Raw genomic sequence first — 26,753 nt, 5'->3', positions numbered from 1 at the left:
GCTCGTCTTCACAACCATCGCAAACATCCCCCTGCTCAACGCAGGGAATCACAACCACCTAATTTTGCAACGGTCCCCTTGCGGGGGAGAAAGGATTTTCAGTTGAGGGGCTTGTGTTTGAGGGACAGAGGACAACAGCCTGCGAGCGGCGTGCCGACAAATCCCCTCTCTTGCGATTTCTAGCATTTAGCTGTGCCGCCCTGACGGGCGTGCTCGCTAAGATGCTGAAATCGCTTTCTCCCCCGCAAGGGGGGAGATAAGAGGCGCCTGCGTCCCCTTCACCCCGGAACCAGCACCTGGGACAACTGCTTGAATTCCCGAGCAGAAAAATCGAGCAGGGCGCGGACGCGGGGATTGTCGCGCATCTCGGCATGCACTCCCATCTGCACGTTTTGCACCGGCTCGGGCTGGCCGGTCTCGATACGGACCAGGCCGTCCTTTAGGTCCGCCACGTAACGCGGCAGCACGCCCATGGCGATGCCGGCTTCCACCGTGGCGATATGCGACTGGACCGAATTCGTGCGCATCAACACCTGGGCGTTGGGCGCCAGCGCCGCCAGCCAATCCCGGTAGCAGACGTGCCCGGCGGCCTGATGCAGCATGACGATGCTGTGTTCGGGGCAGCCCGCTTCGATATCGGGCAGCCCCATGCGCTCGAGATAGGCGCGCGATGCGTAGAGCCCGTAGGCGACCTCCGCCACCTTGCGCACGACCAGGTCTTCCTGCTCGAACTTGCCGAAGCGGAAGGCGATGTCGGCTTCATGGCGCGACAGGTTGAAGACGCGCGTGTCGTTGAGCAGTTCGACCGACACCAGCGGATGCAGCGCTGCGAACCTTGCGACGATCGGCGCGATCAGGAAATCGGCGAGCCAGTCGAGGCTGGTGACCACTATGGGGCCTTCGAGACCGGTGTTGCGGGAAGCGATGCGCCGCTCGATGGAGAGCGCGCCTTCCTCCATCAGCGACAGGCTGTCGAAAAGCGCGGCGCCGAGCGTCGTCGGCTTCAACCCTTCGAGGCTGCGGTCGAAGAGGTTGACGCCGATCTTGCGCTCGAAGCTTTCCAGCCGGCGCCCGACGGTGGGCTGGCTGACGCCGATGGCCCGCGCCGCCGCGGTCAGCGAGCCATGCCGGGCGATGGCGAGCGCCAGTTTCAGGTCATCCCAATCCATATGATCTCCGTAAAGCAGCAAGGCGGCATACAGAATTGTAGGGGGGCGCTGCGAAATTGTTAGGTGTGAGGCGCAAGATCACCGCGTTAACGGTCGGCAAAATGCATCTGCACGGAGCATGACATGTCGGCTGACACATCCAGGCACGCGGTTGCGCCGGAAAAGAGCGGCCTCGCCGCGGAACGGAGCCATACGGCTCCGGTCATGGCGCTGCTTGCCTTCGCCCATCTGATCATCTCGATCGACTATACGATCGTGTTCGTGGCGCTGCCCGAGATCGGCGGCAGCCTCGGCTTCTCGGCGCAGTCGCAGCAATGGATCATCAGCGCCTTCGTCGTCCCTTATGGCGGGCTGCTCATGCTCGGTGGGCGCGCCAGCGACCTGCTTGGACGGCGGCGCATGTTCATGCTCGGCCTGCTGCTGTTTGCCGTCGCTTCCCTTGCCGGCGGGCTTGCCGGCAATTCCGCCGTGCTGCTTGCCGCCCGCGCGGTCCAGGGCATCGGCGGTGCCTTCCTGTTCCCGGCGACGCTGTCGCTGATCAACACGCTGTTCCATGAGGGGCCGCAGCGCAATCGCGCCATCGCCATCTGGGCCGGCGTCGGCGGCAGCGGCATGGCGCTCGGCGCCCTGCTTGGCGGCGTGCTGACCGAGACCTGGGGCTGGCGCGCGGTGTTCTTCGTGGTTGTGCCGCTGTCGCTGGTCGGCATCGCCCTGTCGCTTCTGCTGATCCATCCGGACCGGCATCCGGCGCAGGCCAGGCATTTCGATCTTCCCGGCGCCACCACCGCGACGGCTGCGATAACGCTGCTGGTGTTCGGGCTCGTCCAGGGGCCGGAATCAGGCTGGGCTTCGATGCAGATCGTGGCCAGCCTGGCCGCGGCAGCGGTGCTGTTCGTCATTTTCGTTGCCGTCGAGTATCGCAGCCGCGATCCGCTGCTGCCGTTGCATCTGCTGAAGAACCGCAACCTGACGGCAGGCATCGCCACCATCCTGCTCTATGCGATCACCTTCGGCTCGGTGCTGTATTTCCTGACCATCCATTTCCAGCTCGTGCTGCGCTACAGCGCCCTGCAGACCGGACTTGCCTATCTCGTGCCATATGCAGGGATCTTTGTCGGCTCGTCGATCGGCGGCACGCTGGCTTCGCGCCTCGGCGTGCGGACATCGCTGATCGGCAGCCTGGTCGTCGGGCTGGCCGGGACGCTGATGTACTGCGCCGTGCTGACCGCGGACAGCATGTTCCTGACCCTGCTGCCGTCGCTGCTGATCCTCAGCCTCGGCATGGGCGCCGTCTTCACCATCATGTTCGCCGCGGTGGCGACCGATGTCCTGCAACGCGAACAGGGCATCGCCTCGGGTCTCGCTTCAACCGCGCAACAGATCGGCTATGCGCTCGGGCTGGCGATGCTCGTGCCCGTCGCCAACGCGCCGGTCGGCGACCTCGCCGGCGCGCTGCGCCTGGCGGCGACGGCGCAAGGCCTGCGCGATGCAATCCTTCTCATCTGCCTCGGCATCGTGCTGATGATCGTGGTGGCGTTGAATTTCCGCCGGCATCGGGGGCAGTAGGGCAGTAGGGGATAAGGCATTGGGCAGCAGGCGATTTCGCCGCTGCCCTTTTTCATTCCCCTACTGCCTTACTCCCCTACCTTCAGGGCACGAGCTCCGCCCGGGTTTCGCCGAGCAGGGCCATGCCACCCAGACGGCCGAGCTCGTCCGAACATTTCGCGCTCCGGCCATAGCAGCAGAAGGCGACCGCCACGCGATCGGAAAGCGGACCGATGTGGGGCAGTCCCGTCTTGCCGTAAGTGGTCATGCAGGGCACCACGCGGCGTTCCTCGAATGTGAGGTCGCTAATGCGCTCGATGATCTGCGTCTCGAGCCGGTCGGCCACGGGTAGCGATCCGCCCGAGCGGAACCAGTCCCTGATCTCCGCCTCGTCTTCGAGCACGACATCGACCGGATCGCCGCCGAGCTTCAGCCAGTAGTGGCCGTCGGGATAGAGCACCGGCGGCAGGATATAGGGATCGTCGCCCTTGGGGCCGATGCAGAGTATGGACGGCATGCCGGCGAGGCGCTGGACCTCGGCCGCGTCAAGCCTGAACAAGGCCACCGTTCGCCCATAGACGGTCGCGCCGAACGACCTGCCGAGCAGCGACTGGGTGTGCCCGCCCGCGGCGACGAGAACACGCTCGGCATCGAGATCGCCCGCTCGCGTGCGGATCGTCACACCCGAACCATGTTCGGAAATCCCGAGGACGGCTTCGTTTACGATCCTCGCCCCCGCGCGTTCGGCCGCGATCGTCTGCGCCCGGACCAGGCGGCGCGGGCTGATGTATCCGGCATCCCGGGGTTCGAAAAATCCCAGCATGCCGGTCGTCGATTTCAGGAAGGGAAAGCGTTCCGTCAGTGTGGTGCCGCCATAGGCCTCGCAGGCAATTCCGGCCGCGGCGGCGATGTCGCCGATCGACGTGACGTCGGGGTCCTCGGCGAGGCCGACATGCAAGGCCCCGGCCTGGTGATAGAAGGCCACGTCGCTTTCCGCGGCAATTTCGTCATAACGCGACAGCGCAGCGCAGTTCATCTGCAGCCAGAAGGGATCATGATCCAGCCGCCGCGTGATCCGGCCTTCATCATAATGGCTGCCGAAGACGCCATCATGGCGCGCAAGATCGGCCGGTTCATCCGGTCCGATCAGTGCAACGTCGTGCCCCATCTTCGACAGGTGGCGCGCGGCGGCAGAGCCGATCAGGCCCCGTCCGATCACCGCAAGTTGGGTCGTTCTGCTCACGAGCGGCTCCTGTATTAACTAAGGCAGTAGGCAGTGGGCAATGAAAAAGGGCAGCGGCGAAATCGCCTGCTGCCCTTTGTCGTTTCTCTACTGCCGACTGCCTATTGCCTCAAAATCAGCGCACCCGGCGGCGCTCCGAGGCCGGCTGGAAGGCGATGCGGGAATGATAGGTGCAGTACGGGCCGCTTTCGCCGGCGTCGTTGCCGCAGAAGTGGAACTCTTCGGTCAGCGGGTCGCCGTTGGGCCACTTGCAGGTGCGTTCGGTCAGCTCGGTGAGCTGCAGGCGCCGCGAGATCGGCACCACCACGTTTTCGACCGGGCGCAGATAGTGGCGCGCCACCGGCTCGGCATCAAACTGCACCTGCAGCGCGGTCGCGCCAACCGATGCGGTGACATGGCGATGGCTGGTGCTGGCGGCGGCGCGTGTCGTCGACTTCGACGCCGAGGCGCCGCTGTTGGCAGCCGGTGCCTTCTTCTGGCGTGCAGGTGCCGCCGTCGTGCGGCCACGACCGGACAGCTTCAGCCGGTGTACCTTGCCAATGACCGCATTGCGGCTGACCCCGCCGAGCTGTGCCGCGATCTGGCTTGCGCTCAGACCCTCCGACCACAGTTTCCTCAAGAGTTCTACTCGCTCGTCAGTCCAGTTCATAAGACCGCGCTCCTTTGAACCGTCCGGTGGTTTCGGAATCCAAAATCGTTCCGGCTCGCGCCGGGCGGGCACCACATATCTGGGGTGATTGGATCCGCCGTACGAAATCTAGCTATTTCTCATTCACAATTACCGATGCGCTGACTCGGTGACAAGAGTCCCGGATGCAACACGAATCGGATTTCGCAGTTTTCCCCAACTTGCCTGTGCCAGCGGTTTCGACATTCAAAATTCCGCTAGCCGGAACAGGTTGGTCCAGGCGGTGCTGTAAAAGAGCTTTTCGTTGACTTCATGGCCGAAAAACACGATAAGCTGCCGGTAGCCGCCGCTTGGGCGGCTTTTATTTTTTCAGTACCGGAGCAGCATATAATGAGCGGTTCGGCGCTTTACGAGACCTTTGCCCGCGCACCCCTGGCTTTCGAGCGAGGAGAAGGTTCCTGGCTGGTGACGGAAAAGGGCGACCGATATCTCGATTTTGCTGCCGGCATTGCCGTCAATTCGCTGGGCCACGGTCATCCGCACCTGGTGGCGGCACTGAAGGACCAGGCCGACAAGCTGTGGCACGTCTCCAATCTCTATGAGATTCCCGGACAGCGCCGCCTTGGCGAACGCCTGGTCGAGTCGACCTTCGCCGACAAGGTGTTCTTCACCAATTCGGGCGCCGAGGCGCTGGAATGCGCGATCAAGACCGCGCGTCGCTACCAGTTCGTCACCGGCCATCCCGAGCGCTTCCGCGTCATCACCTTCGAGGGCGCCTTCCACGGCCGCACGCTGGCGACCATCGCTGCCGGCGGACAGGCAAAATATCTGGAAGGTTTCGGCCCCAAGGTCGATGGTTTCGACCAGGTGCCGTTCGACGACATCGAAGCCGCCGAAAAGGCGATCACGCCGGAAACCGCGGCGATCCTGCTCGAGCCGCTGCAGGGCGAGGGCGGCATCCGTCCGTTCCCGCTGCAGTCGCTGAAGCGGCTGCGCCAGCTGTGCGACAAGCACGGCCTGCTTTTGATCTTCGACGAAGTCCAGTGCGGCATCGGCCGTACCGGCAAGCTGTTCGCGCATGAATGGGCAGGCGTGACGCCGGACCTGATGGCGATCGCCAAGGGCATTGGCGGCGGCTTCCCGATGGGCGCCTGCCTGGCCACCGACGACGCCGCGCGCGGCATGACCGCGGGCGTGCACGGCACCACTTTCGGCGGCAATCCGCTCGCCATGGCTGTCGGCAACGCCGTGCTCGACGTCGTGCTGGAAGACGGCTTCCTCGAAGAGGTCGGCCGCAAGGCGCTGCTGTTCAAGCAGGGGCTGGCGGCCGTGGCCGACGAGTTCCCGGACGTCATCGAAAGCGCGCGTGGCGACGGGTTGATGCTCGGCATCAAATGCGCCATGCCCAACGGCACGGTCAACGGCGCCCTGCGCGACCAGCAGCTGCTGGCGGTGCCGGCCGGCGACAACGTCATCCGCCTGCTGCCGCCGCTCACCGCCACCGAAGACGATATCCGCGAATGCCTCAAGCGTCTGCGTGCCGCCGCGAAGGGCCTGTCGCAAGCCGTCGCGGCCGCGGCGAAGTGACCGGACGATAGTATGAGCCTTCGTCACTTCACCGATCTGTCCACCGTTTCCGCGACCGACCTGCGCGCCATGCTCGACGATGCGTCGGCGCGCAAGGCCCGCCTCAAGGCCGGCGAGCGCTCGAAGCCGCTCGACGGCAAGGTGCTGGCCATGATCTTCGACAAGCCCTCGACGCGCACCCGCATCTCCTTCGATGTCGGCATGCGTCAGCTCGGCGGCGAGACGATCATGCTGACCGGCACCGAGATGCAGCTCGGCCGTTCGGAATCCATCGCCGACACCGCCAAGGTGCTGTCGCGTTACGTCGATGCGATCATGATCCGCACCACCGCGCACAGCCGCCTGCTCGAGCTGACCGAGAGCGCCACGGTCCCGGTCATCAACGGCCTGACCGACGACACCCATCCGTGCCAGCTGATGGCCGACATCATGACCTACGAGGAACATCGTGGGCCGGTGGCCGGCAAAACCTTCGCCTGGACCGGCGACGGCAACAACGTGCTGCATTCGCTGGTCGAGGCCTCGGCGCGTTTTGCGTTCAACCTGAACGTCGCGGTGCCGGAAGGCAGCGAGCCGGAGCAGAAATTCGTCGACTGGGCCAAGGGGCATGGCGGCAAGATCCGCTTCACCCGTTCGGCCGAGGAAGCCGTCGACCAGGTCGACTGCGTCGTCACCGATACCTGGGTCTCGATGGGCCAGGAGCATCGCGCGCGCGGCCACAACGTGTTCGTGCCCTACCAGGTCAACGCCGCGCTGATGGCCAAGGCCAAGCCCGATGCCTTGTTCATGCACTGCCTGCCGGCGCATCGCGGCGAGGAAGTGACCGACGAGGTGATCGACGGCCCGCACTCCGTGGTGTTCGACGAGGCCGAGAACCGGCTGCATGCGCAGAAGGCCGTGCTGGCCTGGTGCCTCGGCGCGTGATCGCTGCGGCTTGATACCAGAGCGTTTCCGTTTTTCACGGAAACACGGAAACGCTCTAACTTTTGTTTTTGTGCAATTCCGGACGGAAAACCGCTACGCACTTTTCTTGGAATTGCTCGCAGCAGGCCCCGCAAAAGTGTCCACGGTTTTGCGATCAGGGCCTGCGACTTGATACGACGCAGTGTGATGCCTATCTCCCGGGCATCACGCAAATTGTTGGCGCTGGAAGGCATGCTCCAAAAAGGGCGGTTGTGCCGCGCCGGGAGACTTTGTCATGTTGGATACGACCATTTTGACTGAACACGGAATGACTGAAACGGGGCTCAAACTCGGTGAATTCGGCCATGCCGGCGACGACCATGTCGTGCCGTTCGAGGTTGGCCCGCTCGACGTGCGCGGCCGCGCCGTGCAGCTCGGGCCGATGCTCGACGCCATCCTGTCGCGCCATGATTACCCGGAGCCGGTCGCCCGTCTGCTGGCGGAAGCCTGCGTCGTCACCGTGCTGCTCGGCACCTCGCTGAAGTTCGAAGGCAAGTTCATCCTGCAGACCCGCACCGACGGGCCGGTGGATATGCTGGTCGCCGATTTCTCGACGCCGAATGCGCTGCGCGCCTATGCCCGCTTCGACGCCGACAAGCTGGCGGCGGCGACCGCTGCCGGCGACGTGACGGCCGAGGCCCTGCTGGGTTCCGGTGTGCTCGCGCTCACCATCGACCAGGGCGCCTACACGCAGCGTTACCAGGGCATCGTCCAGCTCGACAAGACCTCGCTGGAAGAGGCCGCGCGCACCTATTTCAGGCAGTCGGAGCAGATCCCGACCGACCTGCGACTGGCCGTCGCCCAGATGGTGCTGCCGGGCGGGCGCAAGCAATGGCGCGCCGGTGGTCTGCTCGCGCAGTTCCTGCCCGAGGCGCCGGAACGCATGCGCGTGCCGGACCTTCCGGGTGGCGACGGTGACACCGCCGAGGCCGTGCTCGATCCGATCGACAATTCCTGGCAGGAATTGCTGGCGCTTCTGGCAACCGTCGAGCCGGCCGAACTGATCGACCCGACGGTCGGCACCGAGCGGCTGCTTTACCGCCTGTTCCACGAGCATGGCGTGCGCGTGTTCGACGAGGTCCGCGTCGCCGATCAGTGCTCCTGCTCGTCCGACAAGATCCGCGGCATTCTTGAAGGCTTCACCGCCCAGGAGATCAAGGACAGCACGGAAGAGGGGCACATCCGCGTCGAATGTGAGTTCTGCTCGACACGCTACGAGTTCGATCCGGCCAACTTCACGGCCGTCGAATGACGACGGATGGCTCCGCGCTCGTGCTGCGCGGACCGACCGATACAGAAAAGGCGACCCTCGAGGGTCGCCTTTTTTGCTGGGAGGCAGTGCTGCGGTTATCGCGCGGCGATCACACTTGCGATCACGCCGGTGGCGATGCCGACCAGCAGATAGTCGTTGCCGGCACGCACCCAATGCTGACCGGGGCCGGGACGGTGCAGGCCATAGCGGCTGTAGTCCTTCATGCCCTTCGCGCCGCGCCAGCTGTCGTAGCGCTGGCCGTTCTTCCAGCGGTGCTTGACCACCTGCTTGGTGATGACCTGTTTCTTGACGATGACGCGTTCGTTGACGACGCGGTGGTCTTTCCGGACCGGTTCCCGGTACTGCGCCGAGATCACGTTCGAGTCCGGAGCGCTGGGAACCGCGATCGGCGCGGCAAGGCCCTGCAGGCTCGATGCCGCAAGCATCGAAACCGCCAGACCGGAGAGAAGAAGACGTTTCATCTGTGTGACTCCTCATGTGTTCACACAAGGAGGATTAGGGCTCGAAACATGAACCAAAACTGAATGGTGACATTACAATTATGTAATGAATTCAGCACGTTATATTATGCATTGCGAATGGACCGGTTTTCGCAAAGCGGCTTTCCGCACTGGCCGGGGACAGCACGGAAAGCCGGAAGCATCCTTCACATGTGATCGCGTGGGATGCGTGCGCTGCGCTCGCGTTCGAACACGATGGTGCCGTCATGCATGGCCTGCATGTGCTCGGAGGTGATCCACTCCGTTTCGGTGCAGGACAGCCTGATGACGCTGCGGGTCCGGGTTTCCCAGCCCTCGCGGGCAACAAGGCTTTGCATGGTGATTTCGGCCGTCATCGACAGCGGATCTCCCGGCACGATCGACCAGACCTGTTCGGTGGTGTCACGAGCGCTCAGCCCGTTGCCGGGATGACGGTTGAGGCCGGTGTCCTCGCGGACCCGGTAGCGGGTGACGCCGTTCAGCATGTCGCGCTCGACGACGCGGCCGGCCGAGCCTTGTTCGAGCGTTTCATAGCGCGGCAGCGGATCGGGATTGGCCGGCTCCGGCACATCGATGCGGCGGTGTTCGCCAAGCAGCGGCAGGCTCAGTTCGATGGATGAAAGGCCGATATCCAGCGTGGCGTCGTAAGGCGGCGGCAGGATCATCGGCCAATAGGCGCTCGACAGCGACAGCCGGATGCGATGTCCCGGTCCGAACCGGTAGCCGCAGGCGTCGAGCACCAGCTCCACCTCGACCGTTTCGCCGGGCTGCAACGCCTTCGGTTCGGCGTTGCCGTCGCGATGCGCGAGATTGAGCACGCCGAAGGAGACGCGGGTGGCGGTGCCGTCGGCATGCACGTCCACCAGCCGCGCGGCCAGGTTGGCAAGCGGTGCGTCGCTGGACAGCCTGAGCTTCAGCACCGGCTGGCCGAGGATGACGCATTCCTGCGTCAGGACCTCGGTCTCGAATGTCAGCGAACCGGCGTCGTCAAGGCGCTGGTCGCCCGCCATTTCCGTGTCCGGCTTGAGGGTGAAGAATTCGCCGGCTGCCGTCCCGGTGTCCAGTGGCGAGTTGAGCAGGGCATTGCCGCCGGTACGCTGCGCCGGATCGTGCTCCAGCCGCCCGCCGGCACCGATTGCCAGCGTCATGGTTTCGGGCTCGCTCCATGCATCCTTGGCGATCCAGAAGCCGGGATCCGCCTCGCGCCAGCGCGCCGGACGCGGGCCGTCGAGGATGTAGGCGCGCACCTGCGGCACGGCATCAGTGCCGTTGTGCTCGCCGCACAGCCAGCGGCGCCACCAGGCGACTGCTTCGGCATGGAAATCGGCGCGCGGCTTCGGATAGGCGAAATGCGGATATTTGTGCACCCACGGCCCGACCAGCGCCTTGGCCTTGGCGGGCATGCCGGCCACGGCTTTCAGCGGCGTGTTGCGGTAGCCGTCGGCCCAGCCGGAGATCACCAGCGCCGGAACCGGGAAGCCGTCGAAATCCTCGCCGATCGAGCCATGCTTCCAGAAGTCGTCGCGGCGCTGGTGCGACAGCCATTCCTCCATGAAGAAGGGCTCCTGTTCCAGCCGCTCCAGCCACATGGCGCGCCAGCGCTCGCCGACGATCTCGGGGTCGGGCGAGCGCGACTGGTAGGCGCTCATCGTCGCCGCCCAGGAAAGCTGCGCCGACAGATGCGTGCCGTTCTTGTAGTGGATATCGTCATTGTAGCGATCGACGGTGGAGGCGATGGAGATCACCGCCTTCAAGGCAGGCGGCTTCAGCGCCGCCACCTGCAGGCAGTTGAAGCCGCCCCAGGAAATGCCCATCATGCCGACGCTGCCGTTCGACCACGGCTGGGCTGTGATCCAGTCGATCACCTCGATGGCATCGGACAGTTCGCGCGGCGTGTATTCGCCGTCGATGACGCCGTCGGACTCGCCGCTGCCGCGGATATCGACGCGCACGCCGGCGATGCCGGCGGCAGCGAAGGCGGGATAGTTGGATTCGTCCCGCGGCGCGGTGCCGTTGCGCTTGCGATAAGGCAGGAATTCCAGCACGGCAGGCACCGGCGCAGCCTTGCCGGCTTCGTCCGGCATCCAGATGCGCGCGGCCAGCCGCGTGCCGTCCTTGAGGACGATCCACTCGTTCTCGATGACATGAAAGTTCTTATTCGACATGCAACCAACCATGAAAGTGCCGGCGGTACGCGGCGCGCACCGCCATTGTTATTACGCAGGAAGATCAGTCCGGTCTCAGCCTTGGAGCCAGACCCGGCTGGCGATACGGCCGTTGGAGAGGTCATTGCCGATGTCGTCGACGAAACCCTTCAGTTTCTTCGACGAGGCGTTCAGGTAATCGTTGAACACCGGCAGGATCAGGCCGCCTTCGTCGTGCACCGTCACCGCCATCTGGCGGTAGAGGGCGCGGCGCTTGGTCTCGTCGAGCTCGCCACGCGCCTCGGCGACCAGCTTGTCGAAATCGGGACGCTTGAAGCGGGTGTCGTTCCATTCCGCATTCGACACATAGGAGGTGGAATAGCGCGCATCCTGCGTCGGACGTCCGCCCCAATAGGAGGCGCAGAACGGCTTCTTGTTCCACACTTCCGTCCAATAGCCGTCGCTCGGCTCGCGCTGCACGTCGAGCTTGATGCCGGCCTTGGCCGCGCTGATCTGGAAAAGCTGTGCGGCATCGACCGCGCCGGGGAAGGCGGCATCCGAGGTGCGCAGCAGGATCGGCCCGTCATGCCCGGACTTCTTGTAGTGGAACGCCGCCTTGTCCGGATCGTATTGGCGCTGTTCGATGTCGGTCGGTGCCAGCGCGTAGCTGCCATTGATCGGATAGTCGTTGCCGATGGTGCCGAAGCCGCCCACCACCTGCTTGAGGATCGCCTCGCGGTCGATCGCCAGTTTCAGGGCCATGCGCAGGTCGCTGTTGTCGAAAGGCGCGGTGTCGCAATGCATGAGGAAGGCGTAGAAACCCTTGCTCGGCGTGCGCAGGATCTCGACCTCCGGCAGCCGCTTCAGCAGCGGCACGACCTTCGGCTGCACGACATTGATGAAGTCGACCTGTCCTGAGCGCAACGCGTTGATACGCGCCGTCAGGTCGTTCATCACGGTAATCTCGACGGCATCGACATAACCGCGGTCCTGGCGCCAGTCATCCTTGTTGCGTTCGAAGGCGGTGCGTATGCCCGGCTCGAACTTCACCAGTTTGTACGGGCCGGTGCCGACCGCCGCGCTGGGGTTGTCGTTGCCGCCATTCGGCTGGATCTGCAGATGATAGTCGGTCAGCACCAGCGGCAGGTCGGCATTGCCTTCCTTCAGCGTGATGACCAGGTTGCCGGCCTTGTCCTCGATCCTGTCGATGCCGGTCAGAAGGCCGAGCGCGCCCGATTGCGACTTGGGACCGGCATGGCGCTGCAGCGTGGCAACGGCGTCGGCGACCGTCAGCGCCTTGCCGTCATGGAAACGCACGTCCTTGCGGATCTTGAAGGTCCACACTTTCGCATCCGGCGAAGGCGACCAGGATTCCGCCAGCGAGGGCACGGCCGCGCCGGTCTTGGGATCGGACTCGACCAGCGTGTCGCCCCAGCAATGCGCGATCACGAACAGCACGCTTGCCGATGCCAGCGCCGGGTCGAGCGCATCGGCGGAAGCGCCGCCCTCGAGGCCCATGCGCAACGTGCCGCCGCGCACCGGCTCCTCGGCCATCGCCGGCAGTGCAAAGGTCCCGGCCGCGGCCGACAGGCCAAGCAGCGTGCCGCCCTGAAGGAAGGTGCGGCGCGAGAGGTTCAACGTGTTGCCGAGCTTGATCATTGGGTCCCCATTTATTGGAGCCGCCGGAAATGGCGCTCGGCAGCGATAATGATCTGCGCCGAGGTCTGTGCAATTTCGCGCGTTGACGCTGCTTTAAGCGAGTTTACACTGTTAGCTGGCGGTTAATTCCGACCCCATCTCGCAAGACACCCACGGATGCACGACGCCTCGCTTAACTTCACAGCCAACCTCAAATTCGCGTGCAGCACCCGGCGCTCGATTTCCGACCTGTGCCGCGTCATCGGCGTCAACAGGCAGCAGTTCAACCGCTATCTCAATGCCGGCACTTTGCCCTCGGCGCACAACCGGCTGCGGATCGCCGCCGCCTTCGGGCTCGATCCGTCAGATTTCGACCTGCCCCTCTCGGCCTTCCAGCGAAAGCTGACGCAGAAGAGCCGCCCGGCCATGGACGCCGGGCCGTTGGACGACGCCTTTCCCGGCGACCTGCGGGCGCTGCGGCCGCATCTCGGCTTCTACCAGACCTGGCACGTATCGCTTTCCTGGCCGGGCCAAGTCGTGTGCTCCTGTGCCCATATGCGTGAGAGGGACGGCCAGGTTGTCGTCACGACGCTGGAGCGCATCTTCGATCCCGAGCGTGGCATTTCCCAGCGTTCGCGCTATGTCGGCCTCGCCGCCTACCAGCGCCAGCGCATCTTCCTGACCGAACTGACCCGAGGCGAAGCGCCGACGTTCGGGCAGACGATCCTGATGCCGTTCGAACTGCACCAGCGCCGCTATCTTCGCGGCCTGACCATGGGCATCTCCTGGCGCAACAACAACATGCCCTACGCAACCCGCACCATCTGGCGTCATCTCGGCACCACCGCGAACAAACGCAACCTGCTGTCCGCCTGCAGCGTCTATGCGCCGACCTCCGCCAGCCTGCCGTCGGCGGTTGCGTCTTTCCTGGCCGACACCCAGCCCTTCACGGCCGCCACCACGTCATTGTGAGGCGGTGACGCCCTGGCCAGCGGTCACTAGTGCATCGTCTCGCTGGCATGTTGCCGGCCAGCCGACTATTGCTGTGGGCTGCCGGAAGCGAGGCCGGCAGAAACAGAGCAATTTTCAGGCACAGGTTTTTCATGATCAGCAAGATTTTCATAGCCGCGGCGGCTTCCCTGCTGGCGGTCTCCGCAGCCAGCGCCCAGTCCTGCCAGAAGAATTTCAAGGTCGTGGGCGTGCCGTCGATAACGGCCGTCAGCTACAAGAGCTCCGGCGTCCTGCCGAAAACCGACGCCAAGAAGGCGCTGGACAATGCCCATCGCGCCATGCTGGCCGAGGGCTTCGAGAACATCAAGGTCGACAAGGCGATGGGCTCGCTGACCGCCAAACAGGAAACCTCCGGCTCCGGCCGCGAGCAGACGCTGCGCGTGGTCGTGCGCAAGTCCGGCAAGGGCAGCAAGATCGATGTGGTGTTCATGGTGCAGGCCGGCCAGATCGCTCCCGAAGGCGTCACCCGCGACTCCATCTGCCGCCTCATCGCGGACGCTGCGGGCTAAGGTTGCGCTCCTGCCTTCTCCCCTTGTGGGAGAAGGTGCCCGAAGGGCGGATGAGGGGTGTTGGACGGAGCGCGGCTCTCCAAACGATCCGCGCCTAGTTTCGATCCGCCTCGTTTCTTCCAGCACCCCTCATCCGTCTCGGCGCTGCGCGCCGATCCCCCTTCTCCCACAAGGGGAGAAGGGGGCAGCCCGCTCACTTCCCGCCGTCCTGCATCAGCGTCAGCATATCCGTGAACAGCGCGTGCCAGTCGGCTTCCTTCAGGTTGATCAGGCCGAGCGCCCTGAGCAGGAAGGCGCCTTCGCCGGCCAGGAAGGCGACGGCGATCTGGCGGTCCGCCGGCCTGGACAGGTCGAGCCGTCCGAGGAAGCCGTTGTACCACTCCCGGCTTTCCGCAACCCGCTCGGGTGCTTTCAGCAGCGCCGTCATCATGACGGCGGAGCGCGAGTGCTCTTCCTCATCCTCGTCGCGCGTCACCGAAAGATGCGCCCGGATCATCGCCTGCGCCGACGGATTGGGCCCGGCTTCTTCCACGACCTTGGTTTCATAGGCATCCGCCCAGCGCGCGATCATCGCACGGATCAGATTGTCCTTGGTGCCGAAGCAATATTGCACGCCGCTCTTGGTGATGCCGGCGGCTTTCGCCACCGCGTCGAAGCTCAGCCCCGATGCGCCGAGTTCGGTCACCACCGTCTCGGCGGCGTCGAGCACCTTGTCGCGGTCGATGCTGCGCGGTCTTCCTGACATCTGACCCCTTCCATTTCAATACGATCGTATTTATATGCATGGCTGTGGCCGTTCAAGGCCGCGATTGAACGTATACTGAAGGAAGCCATCATGTCCCCGTCCAACCGCTGGCTGGTTCTGGCCATCGTGTCGAGCGCGCTGTTTCTGATCGTCATCGACATGACGGTGCTCTACACCGCACTCCCCACGCTGACGCACGATCTCAGGGCGACGGCGACGGAAAAGCTCTGGATCGTCAACGCCTATCCGCTGGTGGTCGCCGGCCTGCTGCCGGGTGTCGGCACGCTGGGCGATCGGCTCGGCCACAAGCGCATGTTCCTGGCCGGCATCGTCGTGTTCGGCCTCGCCTCGCTCGGCGCCGCCTTCTCCCCGACCTCGGCATGGCTGATCGCGGCGCGGGCGCTGCTCGCCCTGGGTGCCGCCATGATGATGCCGGCCACCCTGTCGCTGATCCGGCTGACCTTCACCGACGAGAAGGAACGCGCCTTTGCCATCGGCGTCTGGGCGGCCGTCGCCTCGGGCGGCGCCGCTTTCGGTCCGGTGGTCGGCGGCGCGCTGCTGGAGCATTTCTGGTGGGGTTCGGTCTTCCTGATCAATGTGCCGGTGGTGCTCATTGCATTGCTGGCCGGCGCGACCCTGCTGCCCAACCGGCCAGGCAACAGCAGCCATCCCTGGGACCTGGTCGGCTCGATCCAGATCATGGTCGGCCTGGTCGGCCTGACCTATGCCATCAAGGAGCTCGCCAAGCGCGATCCGTCATGGGCCATCGCCGCGCTCGCCTTTGCCGTCGGTCTCGTTGCCATGATCGTCTTCGTGCGCCGCCAGCTCGCCAGCCGGACCCCGCTGATCGACTTCTCGCTCTTTGCCGATCCGCGCTTCTCGGCCGGTGTTGCCACCGCCATGGTCGCGTCGGCGGCCCTGATCGGCGTCGAGCTTGTGTTCAGCCAGCGCCTGCAGCTGGTGCTTGGTCTCTCGCCGCTGCAGGCCGGCCTGATCATCCTGCCGATCCCGCTCGCCGCCTTCATTGCCGGCCCTCTCACCGGCCTGGCCCTGCCGCGTGTCGGTGCCGTGCGCGTGCTGTGGTCCTCGCTGCTGCTGGCCGGGGCGATGCTCGTCGCCTATCTGCTGACCTACCAGGGCGCGACCTTCCTGTGGCTGGGCACGCTGTCGCTGATGGGCTTCGGCTTCGGCGCGGCCATGACGGCGGCCTCCAGCGTCATCATGCTGTCGGCACCGGAAGAACGCGCCGGCATGGCGGCCTCCATCGAGGAGGTGTCCTTCGAGCTTGGCGGCGCGCTCGGCATCGCCTTCCTCGGCTCGTTGATGTCGGGGCTCTACACCTATGCCATGGTGCTGCCGCAAGGCATTGCCGCGCAGGCGGGCGACAGCCTCGATGAAGCGTTGCTTGTCGCCGAGCGGCTGGCGCCGGCCGAAGCGCAGACGCTGACCACGCTGGCAGGGGCTGCCTTCGACCAGGCCTTCTTCGGCGTCATCGCCGCCGCCGCCACGCTGCTGGTTCTTGTCAGCCTGGTGATCTGGCGGCGGACGGCGACGGCGTGAGGCATCGAAGCTGCGTTTCTCGCCCCGTTTACGGGGGTGAACAGCGTTCCGCGAAGCGGACGAAAAGCCAACGACTTGGCTTTTCGAGTGATGAACGCCCGGAGCGATGGCGAAGGGCCGGCCCGGCAGGGCAGTGAGGGGCAGGAGCCCGCTTTCGTCGACTTGATGCTGCCCCTCATCCGGCCCTTTGGGCCACCTTCTCCCCGTGAACGGGGAGAAGGATCTCCCTCAATTCACCACGCGCCTGGCGTTCGGCAGATCGAGCGAGAACGCCGGGATGGCGATGTCGAACTGCTCGCCGTGCGCATTGCGCATCGTGTAATGCCCGACCATGATGCCGGACGGCGTCGAAAGCGGGCAGCCTGACGTGTATTGGTAGGTGTCGCCGGGGTTCAGTTCCGGCTTTTCGCCGACGACTCCCGGCCCACGCACTTCTTCCACCTGTCCCTGGCCGTCGGTGATGTGCCAGTAGCGCGACAGCAACTGCACGGCGTCGTCCGAGCGGTTGTCGATCGTCACCCGGTAACCCCACACATAACGACCCTCGTCGGGGTCCGAGCGGTCCTCGAGGTAGAAGGGTTCCACCTCGACCACGATGTTGCGGGTGACTGCGCTGTACATGAGAAACCTGATGCGACTCGATACCAAAGACAGTTGCGAGTTTCAGCCCGCGGGCTGTCATGGTCAACCTTCTGTCATGTGCACGACATGAAACGGTGATGGTGTGCGCCGATCGTGTCCGGTCCCGTGATGATTCCCGGACACCAGATTGCAAGGCTTTCAGGCCGCGTTTCCGGGAGTGACCTGACCTCATGGACCTGACAGTCGCAGCCGCATCCTTCTCCGCCGCCCTGATTCTCACCAATTTCGTTTCCATAGGACTGGCCTGGTCCCAGCTGGAGCGGCGCCGCACCGTTGCGCCGCCGCGTGGCGATGCCCCGCCGGTCTCCATCGTCATACCCGCGCGGGGTGTCGAGCCATTTACCGCCGAAACCCTGGAACGCGCCTTCCGGCTCGACTGGCCGGACTATGAGCTGATCTTCTGCGTTGCCCACACCGACGATCCTGTCGCGCTGGCCATCCGCACCACCATGGCGCGTTTTCCCGACGTGCCGGCTCGCCTGCTGTTCGGCGACGACCGCATCAGCGGCAATCCCAAGCTGAACAACTGTGTGAAAGGCTGGGAGGCAGCCCGTCACGACTGGGTGATCCTGGCCGATTCCAACGTGCTGATGCCGCGCGACTACATCCAGCACATGATGCAGGCCTGGCGTCCCGACAGCGGCCTCGTCTGCTCGACGCCGGTCGGGTCGCGTCCGGACGGTTTCTGGGCCGAGGTGGAATGTGCCTTCCTCAACACGCTGCAGGCGCGCTGGCAGTATACCGGGGCGGCCGCCGGTCTCGGCTTCGCGCAGGGCAAGAGCATGCTGTGGTCGAAGCCGCTGCTCGATGCCAATGGCGGCATCCGGGCGCTGGCCGCCGAGATCGCCGAGGACGCCGCCGCCACCAAGCTGGTCAATGGTCTTGGCCTCAAGGTGCATCTGGTGGCGTCACCGTTCGAGCAGCCGCTCGGGCACCGCAAGGTCGAAGCCGTGTGGTCGCGCCAGGCTCGCTGGGCGAGGCTGCGCCGCGTCACCTTCCCCTTGTTCTTCGCGCCGGAGCTGTTCGTCGGCGCGGCGATGCCGCTGCTGTTTGCGCTGATTGCCGCCGCCAGCTCCGACGCCGACATGTTCTCGACAGCGTTGCTGGTGCTTGCCGCCATCTACCTTCCGGAATACGCGCTGGCGCTGGCCAAGGGCTGGTATGCCTCGCCGCGTCTGATCCCGGCCATGGTGGTGCGCGACATCATGGTGCCGGCCATCTGGCTGCGCGGCTGGCTCGGCGGCGCCATCGACTGGCGCGGCAACACCATGAACATCTCCACCAAGTCCGAAGAGGCCGACGAGGTTCTGTCGGGCGCCTGATCTCCGTCGTATCGCCGCCGATCGGTTTGCGGCATGATGGTCTGCGGAGGGGAGGTTGGACATGCTGTCCGAGGATCGCTATTGCCAGATCGCGCTCGGTTTCCCCGGAGCGGAGCAAAGCAGCCATTTCGACGTCACCGATTTCCGTGTCCGCGGCAAGATCTTCGCCACGCTGCGTCCGAAGGACAGCCGCGCGGTCATCAAGCTGTCGCCGGATGAGCAGCGACTGCTGATGGAGACGTCGGCTGGTCAGTTCGAGCCGATCCCCGGCTCCTGGGGCCAGAAGGGCTGGACGCAGGTCCGGCTGGAACAGGCGGACGAAGAAACCGTCCGCCACGCCATGACGATGAGCTGGCGCTCTGTCGCGCCGAAGACGCTGCGGTAAGCGGCCAGTCGACTTTTCGCGTTTTCTCCGGCGTTCCGGAATGGATCCCCGACACTCTCCGCTCCCTGCGGTCGCTCGCGAGGTCGAGGATGGCGGAGTTCCCTTTTCGCCTCCGCTAACCACCAGTGTGGAGGCGATGGTGACAATTAGCGCTGGCAGGAAATGAAGCCCGTCATCCTCGACCTCGCAGGGAGCGAAGCGACCAGAGAGTGTCGGGGATCCATTCCGGAACGCCGATCGGGATGAGCGCGCCGAGGCAAGGTCAGCCATAGATGGTGACCGACCAGTACGGACTGTCCTCCGGCAAAGAGAAACCAAGGCCCGCCTCCAGGGACGGGCCTTTTCTTGGACCTTACGCCTTCGCCAGCGCCTGTTCGATATCCTCGAGCAGGTCGTCGGTGTCTTCGAGGCCGAGCGACAGGCGCAGCGTGCCGTCGCCGATGCCGAGTTCGGCGCGGGCCTCGTCGGTCAGGTTCTTGTGCGTGGTCGTCGCCGGATGGGTGATCAGGCTCTTGGCGTCGCCCAGATTGTTGGAGATCAGCACCACGTCGAGCGCATTCTCGAAGGCGAAGGCCGATTTCTTGCCGCCCTTGAGGTCGAAGCAGATCAGCGTCGAGCCGCCGGTCATCTGCTTCCTGATGATGTCGGCCTGTGGATGGTCGGCGCGGCCGGGATAGATCAGGCGTCCGACCTTCGGATGGTCGGCGAGGAAGTCGGCGATCTTCGCCGCGGCCTCGGTCTGCTGGCGCACACGCAGCGGCAGCGTTTCCAGCCCCTTCAGCAGCACCCAGGCGTTGAAGGGCGACAGGCTGGGGCCGGTGTGGCGGAAGTAGTCGTGCAGGTTCTCGTCGATCCACTTCTTGTCGGACAGCACGATGCCGCCGAGGCAACGGCCCTGTCCGTCGATATGCTTGGTGGCCGAATAGACGACGATGTGCGCGCCGAGTTCCAGCGGCTTCTGCTGCAGCGGCGTGGCGAAGACATTGTCCACCACCAGCCTGGCGCCGATCGAATTGGCGAGGCTTGCGACGGCGGCGATGTCGACCACCTCCAGCGTCGGGTTGGTCGGGCTTTCCAGGAAGAACAGCTTGGTGTTCGGCCGCACCGCCGCTTCCCAGTTGCCGATCTCGGTGCCGTCGACCAGCGTCGCCTCGATGCCGTATTTCGGCGCCAGCGTCTCGACCACCCAGCGACAGGAGCCGAACAGCGCGCGCGCGGCGATGATGTGGTCGCCTGCCTTGAGGCTGCACAGCACGGCTGCCGTCACCGCGGCCATGCCGGAAGCGGTGGCACGCGCGTCCTCGGCGCCTTCCAGCGCGCACATGCGCTTTTCGAACATGTCGACGGTCGGGTTGGCGTAGCGCGAATAGATGAAGCCCGGCTCTTCGCCCTTGAAACGGGCCTCGGCACGCTCGGCGCTGTCATAGTGGTAGCCCTGCGTCAGGAACATCGCTTCCGACATCTCGCCGAAGCCCGATCGCAGGGTGCCTGCGTGGACGAGCTGGGTTGCGGGTTTCCAGTTGCGCTTTTTTTCGGTCATCGTTCCGTTCCGACACTGGCTGCCATATGACTGGCAGGCACAAAAAAACCGGCCGCGACGTCGCAACCGGTCCATAGGGGCTTTGTCGGGCCCTGCGGTCCTTTAGCGACTTGTTTAACGTGGCTGCAAGCCGACCGGCCAAATCACCACGGGATAAAGCTCCCTTTAGACCCGGGGGCGACTTGCGTCAATTGCCGGCTTCATTAAGAGCATGGATGGCTGGCTGGCTTGAGCCATCTGTGGAGTTGTCCCAGTTGTGGAGTGGGCTTTGCGCAAGACAGGCATTCTTCCCGATCAGGATATCGCGGCGCTGTTCCAGGCAGGCAGCCTGAAGTCGCCGCGAGCGCTCGATGCCGACCAGATCCAGCCGGCGAGCCTCGACCTTCGCTTGGGCGAAAAAGCCTATCGTGTGCGCGCCAGCTTCCTGCCCGGTCCCAACAGCACCGTGGAAGCCAAGCTCGACCGGCTGAAGCTGCACGAGATCAACCTTGCCGATGGCGCGGTGCTGGAGACGGGCTGCGTCTACATCGTGCCGCTGCTGGAAAGCCTGGAACTGCCGGGCGACATTTCCGCCTCGACCAATCCGAAGAGCTCGACCGGCCGGCTCGACATCTTCACCCGCGTCATGACCGACCATGGCCAGGAATTCGACAAGATCGCCGCCGGCTATCGCGGCCAGCTCTATCTCGAAGTCAGCCCGCGCACGTTCCCGATCGTGGTTCGCACCGGCTCGCGCCTGTCGCAGATCCGTTTCCGCACCGGCAATGCGCTGTTGTCGGAAGAGGAACTGCACACGCTGCACCGCGCCGAGACGCTGGTGGCGATCGATCCGCCCAACATCTCCAATGGCGGCATCGCGCTGTCGATCGATCTTGCCGGTGACAAGGACGGGCTGGTCGGCTATCGCGGCAAGCATCACACCGGGCTGGTCGACGTCGACAAGCGCGCCGCCCAGGACATCGTCGATTTCTGGGAGCCGCTTTATCGCAGCGGCGCCGGCGAACTGGTGCTCGATCCGGACGAGTTCTACATCCTCGTCAGCCAGGAGGCGGTGCATGTGCCGCCGCTCTACGCTGCCGAGATGACGCCGTTCGATCCGCTGGTCGGCGAATTCCGTGTGCATTACGCCGGTTTCTTCGACCCCGGCTTCGGCCACTCCGCCGCCGGCGGCACCGGCAGCCGCGCGGTGCTGGAGGTGCGCAGCCACGAAGTGCCGTTCATCCTCGACCATGGCCAGATCGTCGGACGGTTGGTCTACGAGCACATGCTGAAGCGGCCGGGCGCGCTCTACGGCACCGACCTTGGCTCCAACTACCAGGCGCAGGGCCTGAAGCTGTCGAAGCATTTTCGGGCAGCGAGGTAGGGGTAGGCAGTCGGGAGTAGGCAGTCGGCAGTCGGTTACTGAACAATAGCCGTCCGTTCGTTAGATTGGTCATTGCCATTGCCGACGCAGGAAACGAGCTGTCTTGACTGCCGACTGCCGACTGCCGACTGCCGACTGCCGACTGCCGACTGCCTCATCTCGCCACTCGCCTAAAGCAGCAGGTCCACGTCGCATCCTGCGCTTGCTTGCCCTTCGGTGGCGTGCTTGGCTGCCTGCGGACAACAAGACCAATCCGAGGGGGAACACGATGAAAATGTCCAGCTGGTTCGCAACGGTTGCGGCCGCAACGCTGATGGTGGCTGGCGCCAGTGCCGCCATTGCCGCCGACAAGATCAAGATCGGCACGGAAGGCGCTTATCCGCCGTTCAACACCATCACCGCCGATGGCAAGCTCGAAGGTTTCGACGTCGACATCGCCAACGCGCTGTGTGCGCAGATGAAGGCCGAATGCGAGATCGTCACGCAGGATTGGGACGGCATGATCCCTGCGCTGCAGGCCAAGAAATTCGACGCCATCATCGCTTCGATGAGCATCACCGAAGAGCGCAAGCAGAAGGTGGCCTTCACCAACAAATATTACACCACGCCGCTGGCGCTTGTTGCGCTGAAGGATAGCGCGCTGACCGGTACGGATGGCGATGCGGTCAAGGGCAAGACCGTGGGCGCGCAGGCTTCGACCACGCAGGCGAACTATGCGCAGGACGTCTATGCCAAGGCGGGTGCCGATGTGAAGCTCTATCCGACGCAGGAAGAAGCGGTCACCGACCTGGTCAATGGCCGTCTCGACGCTGTCCTTTCCGACAAGTTCGTGCTGGTCGACTGGATGAAGAACGGCTCGGCCAAGGACTGCTGCAAGATGATCGGCGACGTCAAGGGAACCGAGACGGAAGCCGGCATCGCACTGCGCAAGGAGGACAATGAATTGCGCGAGAAATTCAATGCCGCCATCGACGCGATCGTTGCCGACGGCACCTACAAGAAGATCCAGGCGAAATATTTCGACTTCGACATCTATTAAGCCGGGGGGCTGATCGCCAGCCCGCCACCGCTGACGACAAAAGGCCGGTACGTGTGCCGGCCTTTTATCTGGGCCCATTGACCCGGTGGCGTTCATCCGTTTTTGTCACTCCATGACAGACGACACCAGATCCCATGACGTCCTCGCTCGCTTTGCTGTTGGAGAGCGGGACTTTCGGGGCATGGATCTCGATGATCGCATGCATGACTTCAGCAACTGCAACCTGCGCGGCGCGATCTTTGCGGGAAGCTTTATCCTCGCCAGCTTCAATGGTGCTGAGCTCGAGGGCGCGGACTTCAGCAATTGCAATGTGAAGACATGCGATTTTTCGGGGGCGAAACTCGCCGGCGCGACCTTCAGCGGGGCGGCCATCGATTCAGCAGTCTTCGATGGCGCCGACCTGAGCGCCACCAGTTTTCGGGGAGCAACCGCCTACGGGCGTGTGTTCGCCGACGGCGAGTTGCCTTGATTGCGTCCCGCTCAGGAGAAGCCTCTGGGTTGAGCCCTAGATCGCGCTGCTCCATTGCACCGGCACCAGTTCGAAGCCGTCGCCCGCTTTGGCGATGTGGCCGGTGGCGGGGAAGGGGGCGTGGTAGAAGGCGACCTGCATCTTCTCCGTTGCCGCCATGTCGAGCAGCTTGCGCCGGGTTTCTATCGCCTGTGGCCCGTCCATATCGAAGATCGCCGTCCAGTCGGGATTGCGCACGAAGAGCGCCGGATGATTGGTCGTGTCCGACAGCGCCATCAGCCTGTCTTCGCCGGAGGTGATGGCGAAGACGGTGTGGCCGGGCGTGTGGCCGGGAGCGGCGATCGCAGTGACGCCGGGCACCAGCTCCCTGTCGGCTTCGAACTGTTTCACATCCTTGGCGACGGGACCGAAGACACGGCGCACGGTGGCGAAGGCGTTCCTGGCGGCTTCCGGCGCGGCGTTCATTTTGGCATCGTCCATCCAGAACGCCCATTCGGCAGCCGGCACCATGACCTCGGCATTGGGGAAGACGGCGGTGCCGTCCTTGAGACGGAAGCCGTTGATATGGTCGCCGTGGAAATGGCTGATGATGACGGTCGAGACATCCTCCGGCCTGAAGCCGGCCGCCTTGAAGTTGTTCATCCAGACCCCTGAGGTCGGCGCGCCGGAATCGCCATTGCCTGTGTCGATCAGCACCAGCCTGTCGCCGATCTGCAGCGCCAGCGTGGTGTAGGAGATCGAAAGCGCGTCGCTTGGCAGATAGGCGGCTTGCAGTGCTTTCTCGACGTCGGCGAGTTCGGCATTGCGGATGAAGCCTTCGAGCGGGCGCTTGCCGAAGCCGTCGTTGAGTGCGGTGACGGTGATGTCGCCGACCTTGTAGCGGTAGAAGCCGGGATTGTGGCTCGCGGGTGCCTCCTGTGCCCGGGCCGGGGCGATGCCGACAGGCAGGTCGAGGGTGACGGCGGCGGCAAGGGCGCCGGCGCTTGTCATGACGGTACGGCGGGAAAGGGTAAGACTGGCCATTGATCGGGGACTCCAAGGGTCAGCAGGCGCGGCCTTGACCGGCGGCGCTCATCGCCGACCGGTTCCACGTCCAGGGGGTAAACCCATGCGGCAGGCTAACAGCCGGACCCATCGCTTCAACCCGACACGGCCAAGGCGGGGTCACCTTTGCGTGAGCCGGGTGTTATCGCGGGAGAATGCCCGGTTCGAGCGCGGGTCGTCACTCGTCTTCGGGTATTCAGGATGCCGTTTGAATTTCCTTGCGTGTGGTTGCCCAAAGCGGCCAAGTGTTGGTCAGTGGAGGGGAACCATGGTTTCGACGAAGAAAGCCTTTTGGCGGATGTTCAAATACGACTACGGCTACGACGTTTATGTGCGGGAGAAGATATTCGATGCCAGAGGCAAGGATATCGCCACTCTGCTCCTGGCAATGGACGATGAGGAGAAGATAATCTGGATTCAATATGCACGAGGTGAATCCGAGGTGTCACGCATGCTGACGATCGAGAACCTGAAAAAGCTCCGCAAGTCTTGCGATATTATCATCCAGAAATACGAAGAAGGCGTTGTCCAACCCTCACAAGGGACGGGATCGTAGCGCCTCAAACCAACTCTCTTTCGAGCACCAATCGAAGCCCGGTGCTGGCGCTTCCTCGCTTTGCCAGCACATGTTTGGCAGGATTGCGCCGTTCTGGCCGACGTGGAGGGAAAACAAGAATGAAGATTTCGAAATGGCTCGTCTCGGCTGCGGCTATGACGATGTTGATGGTTGCGCCGGCCGCCGCCGAGACGCTGAAGATCGCCACCGAGGGTGCGGCGCCGCCCTTCAGCACGGTGACGGCCGACGGCAAGCTGGCCGGCTTCGACGTCGATATCGCCAACGCGCTGTGCGCCCAGATGAAGATCGAGTGCGAGATCGTCGCGCAGGATTGGGACGGTATGATCCCGGCGCTGCAGGCCAAGAAGTTCGACGCCATCATCGCTTCGATGACCATCACCGAAGAGCGCAAGAAGCAGGTCGCCTTCACCAACAAATACTACTCGACGCCGCTGGCGCTGGCCGGGCTCAAGGACACCACGGTGACCGGTACCGAGCCGGCGGCGCTGGAAGGCAAGACGCTGGGCGCGCAGGGTTCGACCATGCAAGCCACCTATGCGCAGGACGTGTACGCCAAAGCCGGCGCCGAAGTGAAACTCTATCCCACGCATGAGGACGCCGCGACCGACCTCGTCAACGGCCGCCTCGACGCCATCATCACCGACAAGTTCGTGCTGGTCGACTGGGTCAAGAACGGCAACGGCAAGGATTGCTGCAAGGTGATCGGCGACGTGAAGGGCACCGAAGCACAGATCGGCATCGCGATCCGCCAGGGCGAGGATGCGCTGCGCGAGCGTTTCAACGCCGCCATTGACGCCATCGTCGCCGACGGCACCTACAAGAAGGTGCAGGCGAAGTATTTCGACTTCGACATCTATTGAGCGCGGCTCGAGCCGTTTCGAGGCTGATGGAAAACGGGCGCCGCTGGCGCCCGTTTTTGCGTCCGAACAGGAGGCGAAGGCTAAGGGTTCAGGCGGCATGTCCTAAAAGGTGGCATCTTCGACATTCAGGACGAGCGCCGGTCATCCTATCTTCAACGGGTCTCCCATCGATGGGAGCATCAAAGGAGAACGAAGATGACAAGCGAACATAAGGGTACGGCTCTCGTCACTGGCGCATCGTCGGGAATAGGCGCGATCTATGCCGATCGTCTGGCGAGACAGGGCTATGATCTGATCCTGGTGGCGCGCAATGCCGGCAAATTGCGCAGCCTCGCCGGCGCCATCAGCGACGCCACCGGCCGTTCGGTCGAGGTGTTCCCGGCGGACCTGGCCAATGGCACGGACCTGAGAAAAGTCGAGAACCTGCTGCGCACCGACGCCAGCATCACCGTGCTCGTCAACAATGCGGGAATTGGCGCGACCGCGCCGTTGCTCGCCAGCGATGTCGATGCCATGCAGTCGATGATCGATATCAATGTGACCGCGCCGATGCGGCTGGCCTATGCGGCAGTGCCCGGTTTCGTGTCGCGCGGCGGCGGCACCATCGTCAACATCTCCTCGATGGTGGCGATCTCCCCCGAAACGCTGAACGGCGTCTATGGCGGCAGCAAGGCCTTTGTGCTGGCCTTTTCGCAGTCGCTGCACCACGAACTGGCCGACAAGGGCATCCGCGTCCAGGTCGTGCTGCCGGGCGCGACGGCAACCGATTTCTGGGGTCTCGCCGGAACGCCCATCGAGCATCTGCCCGGCGAAATCGTCATGCCTGCCGAAGCGATGGTCGACGCGGCACTGGCGGGACTGAAGCTCGGCGAACTGGTTACCATTCCATCGCTGCCGGACATTGCCGACTGGCAGGCTTTCGAGGCCGCGCGCAATGCCCTGAGGCCCAAGCTTTCGCTGGGTGCTCCCGCGAAACGTTATGCAGCCTGATCCCCGGGGCGGTGTCCCTTGCAGCGAC

The 26,753-nt window shown here is 64.2% G+C and carries 25 protein-coding genes and 1 riboswitch; of the genes, 15 read left to right on the top strand and 10 right to left on the bottom strand.

The window, feature by feature from the left end; genetic code table 11:
* Window positions 1-278: 278 nt before the first annotated feature.
* Window positions 279-1,169 carry a LysR family transcriptional regulator gene (locus tag AC3WTO_RS27495; RefSeq protein WP_492463926.1) on the bottom strand — a complete coding sequence of 297 codons (891 nt, stop codon included), beginning with the start codon at window positions 1,167-1,169 and terminating at the stop codon, window positions 279-281.
* 123 nt (window positions 1,170-1,292) lie between these two features.
* On the opposite strand from AC3WTO_RS27495, the gene AC3WTO_RS27490 reads away from it, so the two are divergent.
* On the top strand, window positions 1,293-2,735 hold the full coding sequence (locus AC3WTO_RS27490) for an MFS transporter (RefSeq protein WP_492463927.1): 1,443 nt from the start codon (window positions 1,293-1,295) through the stop codon (window positions 2,733-2,735).
* A gap of 82 nt (window positions 2,736-2,817) precedes the next feature.
* On the opposite strand, the gene AC3WTO_RS27485 is transcribed toward AC3WTO_RS27490, so the two are convergent.
* Together AC3WTO_RS27485 and AC3WTO_RS27480 are read right to left on the bottom strand one after the other, a co-directional pair.
* Window positions 2,818-3,957, bottom strand: coding sequence for an FAD-dependent oxidoreductase (locus AC3WTO_RS27485; RefSeq protein ID WP_492463929.1), 1,140 nt, complete (start codon window positions 3,955-3,957; stop codon window positions 2,818-2,820).
* A 115-nt stretch (window positions 3,958-4,072) separates the two neighbouring features.
* Window positions 4,073-4,606 carry a GcrA family cell cycle regulator gene (locus AC3WTO_RS27480; protein WP_492463930.1) on the bottom strand — a complete coding sequence of 178 codons (534 nt, stop codon included), beginning with the start codon at window positions 4,604-4,606 and terminating at the stop codon, window positions 4,073-4,075.
* A gap of 369 nt (window positions 4,607-4,975) precedes the next feature.
* Between AC3WTO_RS27480 and AC3WTO_RS27475 the strand changes: the two genes are divergently transcribed.
* The 3 genes from AC3WTO_RS27475 (at window position 4,976) to AC3WTO_RS27465 (ending at window position 8,387) form a co-directional block, all read left to right on the top strand.
* The gene (locus AC3WTO_RS27475) at window positions 4,976-6,172 is read left to right on the top strand and encodes an aspartate aminotransferase family protein (protein ID WP_492463931.1); all 1,197 of its coding nucleotides are present in this window, start codon (window positions 4,976-4,978) and stop codon (window positions 6,170-6,172) included.
* 12 nt (window positions 6,173-6,184) lie between these two features.
* Entirely contained in the window at window positions 6,185-7,096 is a 912-nt protein-coding gene (argF, locus tag AC3WTO_RS27470) for an ornithine carbamoyltransferase (RefSeq protein ID WP_492463932.1), read from the top strand.
* 274 nt (window positions 7,097-7,370) lie between these two features.
* The gene (locus tag AC3WTO_RS27465) at window positions 7,371-8,387 is read left to right on the top strand and encodes an Hsp33 family molecular chaperone (protein WP_492463933.1); all 1,017 of its coding nucleotides are present in this window, start codon (window positions 7,371-7,373) and stop codon (window positions 8,385-8,387) included.
* Between the two features lie 95 nt (window positions 8,388-8,482).
* On the opposite strand, the gene AC3WTO_RS27460 is transcribed toward AC3WTO_RS27465, so the two are convergent.
* The 3 genes from AC3WTO_RS27460 to AC3WTO_RS27450 form a co-directional block, all read right to left on the bottom strand.
* Window positions 8,483-8,869, bottom strand: a complete 387-nt coding sequence (locus tag AC3WTO_RS27460; protein WP_492463934.1) for an RcnB family protein — start codon at window positions 8,867-8,869, stop codon at window positions 8,483-8,485.
* 185 nt (window positions 8,870-9,054) lie between these two features.
* Entirely contained in the window at window positions 9,055-11,052 is a 1,998-nt protein-coding gene (locus AC3WTO_RS27455) for a CocE/NonD family hydrolase (RefSeq protein ID WP_492463935.1), read from the bottom strand.
* A 75-nt stretch (window positions 11,053-11,127) separates the two neighbouring features.
* Window positions 11,128-12,690 carry an ABC transporter substrate-binding protein gene (locus AC3WTO_RS27450; RefSeq protein WP_492463936.1) on the bottom strand — a complete coding sequence of 521 codons (1,563 nt, stop codon included), beginning with the start codon at window positions 12,688-12,690 and terminating at the stop codon, window positions 11,128-11,130.
* A gap of 156 nt (window positions 12,691-12,846) precedes the next feature.
* Here AC3WTO_RS27450 and AC3WTO_RS27445 point away from each other — a divergent pair, with 156 nt between their 5' ends.
* Both AC3WTO_RS27445 and AC3WTO_RS27440 read left to right on the top strand, forming a co-directional pair.
* On the top strand, window positions 12,847-13,641 hold the full coding sequence (locus AC3WTO_RS27445) for a helix-turn-helix domain-containing protein (RefSeq protein ID WP_492463937.1): 795 nt from the start codon (window positions 12,847-12,849) through the stop codon (window positions 13,639-13,641).
* A 131-nt stretch (window positions 13,642-13,772) separates the two neighbouring features.
* Entirely contained in the window at window positions 13,773-14,189 is a 417-nt protein-coding gene (locus tag AC3WTO_RS27440; protein WP_492463938.1) for a hypothetical protein, read from the top strand.
* Window positions 14,190-14,382: 193 nt separating this feature from the next.
* Here AC3WTO_RS27440 and AC3WTO_RS27435 read toward each other — a convergent pair whose 3' ends face one another.
* A complete protein-coding gene (locus tag AC3WTO_RS27435; RefSeq protein ID WP_492463939.1) occupies window positions 14,383-14,934 on the bottom strand; it encodes a TetR/AcrR family transcriptional regulator in 552 nt (183 codons plus the stop codon).
* Between the two features lie 90 nt (window positions 14,935-15,024).
* Here AC3WTO_RS27435 and AC3WTO_RS27430 point away from each other — a divergent pair, with 90 nt between their 5' ends.
* Window positions 15,025-16,494, top strand: coding sequence for an MFS transporter (locus AC3WTO_RS27430; protein WP_492463940.1), 1,470 nt, complete (start codon window positions 15,025-15,027; stop codon window positions 16,492-16,494).
* A 228-nt stretch (window positions 16,495-16,722) separates the two neighbouring features.
* Here the strand turns inward: AC3WTO_RS27430 and apaG are convergent, their stop codons facing one another.
* Window positions 16,723-17,115 carry a Co2+/Mg2+ efflux protein ApaG gene (gene apaG, locus AC3WTO_RS27425; protein ID WP_492463941.1) on the bottom strand — a complete coding sequence of 131 codons (393 nt, stop codon included), beginning with the start codon at window positions 17,113-17,115 and terminating at the stop codon, window positions 16,723-16,725.
* Window positions 17,116-17,306: 191 nt separating this feature from the next.
* On the opposite strand from apaG, the gene AC3WTO_RS27420 reads away from it, so the two are divergent.
* Window positions 17,307-18,458 (top strand): ceramide glucosyltransferase, encoded by a 1,152-nt coding sequence (locus AC3WTO_RS27420; protein WP_492463942.1) that lies wholly within the window; start codon window positions 17,307-17,309, stop codon window positions 18,456-18,458.
* Between the two features lie 61 nt (window positions 18,459-18,519).
* Window positions 18,520-18,843 (top strand): MmcQ/YjbR family DNA-binding protein, encoded by a 324-nt coding sequence (locus AC3WTO_RS27415; RefSeq protein WP_492463943.1) that lies wholly within the window; start codon window positions 18,520-18,522, stop codon window positions 18,841-18,843.
* A gap of 352 nt (window positions 18,844-19,195) precedes the next feature.
* Here AC3WTO_RS27415 and AC3WTO_RS27410 read toward each other — a convergent pair whose 3' ends face one another.
* The gene (locus AC3WTO_RS27410; protein ID WP_492463944.1) at window positions 19,196-20,383 is read right to left on the bottom strand and encodes an O-succinylhomoserine sulfhydrylase; all 1,188 of its coding nucleotides are present in this window, start codon (window positions 20,381-20,383) and stop codon (window positions 19,196-19,198) included.
* 82 nt (window positions 20,384-20,465) lie between these two features.
* A riboswitch (SAM riboswitch) is annotated at window positions 20,466-20,543 on the bottom strand.
* Between the two features lie 108 nt (window positions 20,544-20,651).
* On the opposite strand from AC3WTO_RS27410, the gene AC3WTO_RS27405 reads away from it, so the two are divergent.
* The 3 genes from AC3WTO_RS27405 to AC3WTO_RS27395 all read left to right on the top strand — a co-directional run bounded on the left by AC3WTO_RS27405 (window position 20,652) and on the right by AC3WTO_RS27395 (window position 23,254).
* Window positions 20,652-21,746 carry a 2'-deoxycytidine 5'-triphosphate deaminase gene (locus tag AC3WTO_RS27405; RefSeq protein ID WP_492463945.1) on the top strand — a complete coding sequence of 365 codons (1,095 nt, stop codon included), beginning with the start codon at window positions 20,652-20,654 and terminating at the stop codon, window positions 21,744-21,746.
* Window positions 21,747-22,014: 268 nt separating this feature from the next.
* A complete protein-coding gene (locus AC3WTO_RS27400) occupies window positions 22,015-22,785 on the top strand; it encodes an ABC transporter substrate-binding protein (protein ID WP_492463946.1) in 771 nt (256 codons plus the stop codon).
* 181 nt (window positions 22,786-22,966) lie between these two features.
* On the top strand, window positions 22,967-23,254 hold the full coding sequence (locus AC3WTO_RS27395) for a pentapeptide repeat-containing protein (protein ID WP_492463947.1): 288 nt from the start codon (window positions 22,967-22,969) through the stop codon (window positions 23,252-23,254).
* Window positions 23,255-23,290: 36 nt separating this feature from the next.
* On the opposite strand, the gene AC3WTO_RS27390 is transcribed toward AC3WTO_RS27395, so the two are convergent.
* Window positions 23,291-24,277, bottom strand: coding sequence for an MBL fold metallo-hydrolase (locus tag AC3WTO_RS27390; RefSeq protein ID WP_492463948.1), 987 nt, complete (start codon window positions 24,275-24,277; stop codon window positions 23,291-23,293).
* Between the two features lie 289 nt (window positions 24,278-24,566).
* Here AC3WTO_RS27390 and AC3WTO_RS27385 point away from each other — a divergent pair, with 289 nt between their 5' ends.
* The 3 genes from AC3WTO_RS27385 to AC3WTO_RS27375 all read left to right on the top strand — a co-directional run bounded on the left by AC3WTO_RS27385 (window position 24,567) and on the right by AC3WTO_RS27375 (window position 26,725).
* Window positions 24,567-24,854 carry a hypothetical protein gene (locus AC3WTO_RS27385; RefSeq protein ID WP_492463949.1) on the top strand — a complete coding sequence of 96 codons (288 nt, stop codon included), beginning with the start codon at window positions 24,567-24,569 and terminating at the stop codon, window positions 24,852-24,854.
* Between the two features lie 125 nt (window positions 24,855-24,979).
* Window positions 24,980-25,735: an ABC transporter substrate-binding protein gene (locus tag AC3WTO_RS27380; protein ID WP_492464117.1), complete on the top strand. Its 756-nt coding sequence runs from the start codon at window positions 24,980-24,982 to the stop codon at window positions 25,733-25,735.
* A gap of 195 nt (window positions 25,736-25,930) precedes the next feature.
* Entirely contained in the window at window positions 25,931-26,725 is a 795-nt protein-coding gene (locus AC3WTO_RS27375; RefSeq protein ID WP_492463950.1) for an SDR family NAD(P)-dependent oxidoreductase, read from the top strand.
* Window positions 26,726-26,753 lie beyond the last annotated feature (28 nt).

The organism is Mesorhizobium sp. EU05-FHT14A09, assembly GCF_058790995.1.
This window is presented reverse-complemented; position numbering and strand designations above follow the sequence as displayed.

Bases quoted from the DNA above. Each gene is read 5' to 3' on its own strand.
- argF (WP_492463932.1), top strand. From the start codon at position 6,185: ATGAGCCTTCGTCACTTCACCGATCTGTCCACCGTTTCCGCGACCGAC.
- AC3WTO_RS27450 (WP_492463936.1), bottom strand. From the start codon at position 12,690: ATGATCAAGCTCGGCAACACGTTGAACCTCTCGCGCCGCACCTTCCTT.
- AC3WTO_RS27435 (WP_492463939.1), bottom strand. From the start codon at position 14,934: ATGTCAGGAAGACCGCGCAGCATCGACCGCGACAAGGTGCTCGACGCC.
- AC3WTO_RS27385 (WP_492463949.1), top strand. From the start codon at position 24,567: ATGGTTTCGACGAAGAAAGCCTTTTGGCGGATGTTCAAATACGACTAC.
- AC3WTO_RS27475 (WP_492463931.1), top strand. From the start codon at position 4,976: ATGAGCGGTTCGGCGCTTTACGAGACCTTTGCCCGCGCACCCCTGGCT.
- AC3WTO_RS27490 (WP_492463927.1), top strand. From the start codon at position 1,293: ATGTCGGCTGACACATCCAGGCACGCGGTTGCGCCGGAAAAGAGCGGC.
- AC3WTO_RS27455 (WP_492463935.1), bottom strand. From the start codon at position 11,052: ATGTCGAATAAGAACTTTCATGTCATCGAGAACGAGTGGATCGTCCTC.
- AC3WTO_RS27445 (WP_492463937.1), top strand. From the start codon at position 12,847: ATGCACGACGCCTCGCTTAACTTCACAGCCAACCTCAAATTCGCGTGC.
- AC3WTO_RS27415 (WP_492463943.1), top strand. From the start codon at position 18,520: ATGCTGTCCGAGGATCGCTATTGCCAGATCGCGCTCGGTTTCCCCGGA.
- AC3WTO_RS27390 (WP_492463948.1), bottom strand. From the start codon at position 24,277: ATGGCCAGTCTTACCCTTTCCCGCCGTACCGTCATGACAAGCGCCGGC.
- AC3WTO_RS27480 (WP_492463930.1), bottom strand. From the start codon at position 4,606: ATGAACTGGACTGACGAGCGAGTAGAACTCTTGAGGAAACTGTGGTCG.
- apaG (WP_492463941.1), bottom strand. From the start codon at position 17,115: ATGTACAGCGCAGTCACCCGCAACATCGTGGTCGAGGTGGAACCCTTC.
- AC3WTO_RS27395 (WP_492463947.1), top strand. From the start codon at position 22,967: ATGGATCTCGATGATCGCATGCATGACTTCAGCAACTGCAACCTGCGC.
- AC3WTO_RS27460 (WP_492463934.1), bottom strand. From the start codon at position 8,869: ATGAAACGTCTTCTTCTCTCCGGTCTGGCGGTTTCGATGCTTGCGGCA.
- AC3WTO_RS27495 (WP_492463926.1), bottom strand. From the start codon at position 1,169: ATGGATTGGGATGACCTGAAACTGGCGCTCGCCATCGCCCGGCATGGC.
- AC3WTO_RS27465 (WP_492463933.1), top strand. From the start codon at position 7,371: ATGTTGGATACGACCATTTTGACTGAACACGGAATGACTGAAACGGGG.
- AC3WTO_RS27410 (WP_492463944.1), bottom strand. From the start codon at position 20,383: ATGACCGAAAAAAAGCGCAACTGGAAACCCGCAACCCAGCTCGTCCAC.
- AC3WTO_RS27400 (WP_492463946.1), top strand. From the start codon at position 22,015: ATGAAAATGTCCAGCTGGTTCGCAACGGTTGCGGCCGCAACGCTGATG.
- AC3WTO_RS27430 (WP_492463940.1), top strand. From the start codon at position 15,025: ATGTCCCCGTCCAACCGCTGGCTGGTTCTGGCCATCGTGTCGAGCGCG.
- AC3WTO_RS27440 (WP_492463938.1), top strand. From the start codon at position 13,773: ATGATCAGCAAGATTTTCATAGCCGCGGCGGCTTCCCTGCTGGCGGTC.
- AC3WTO_RS27420 (WP_492463942.1), top strand. From the start codon at position 17,307: ATGGACCTGACAGTCGCAGCCGCATCCTTCTCCGCCGCCCTGATTCTC.
- AC3WTO_RS27375 (WP_492463950.1), top strand. From the start codon at position 25,931: ATGACAAGCGAACATAAGGGTACGGCTCTCGTCACTGGCGCATCGTCG.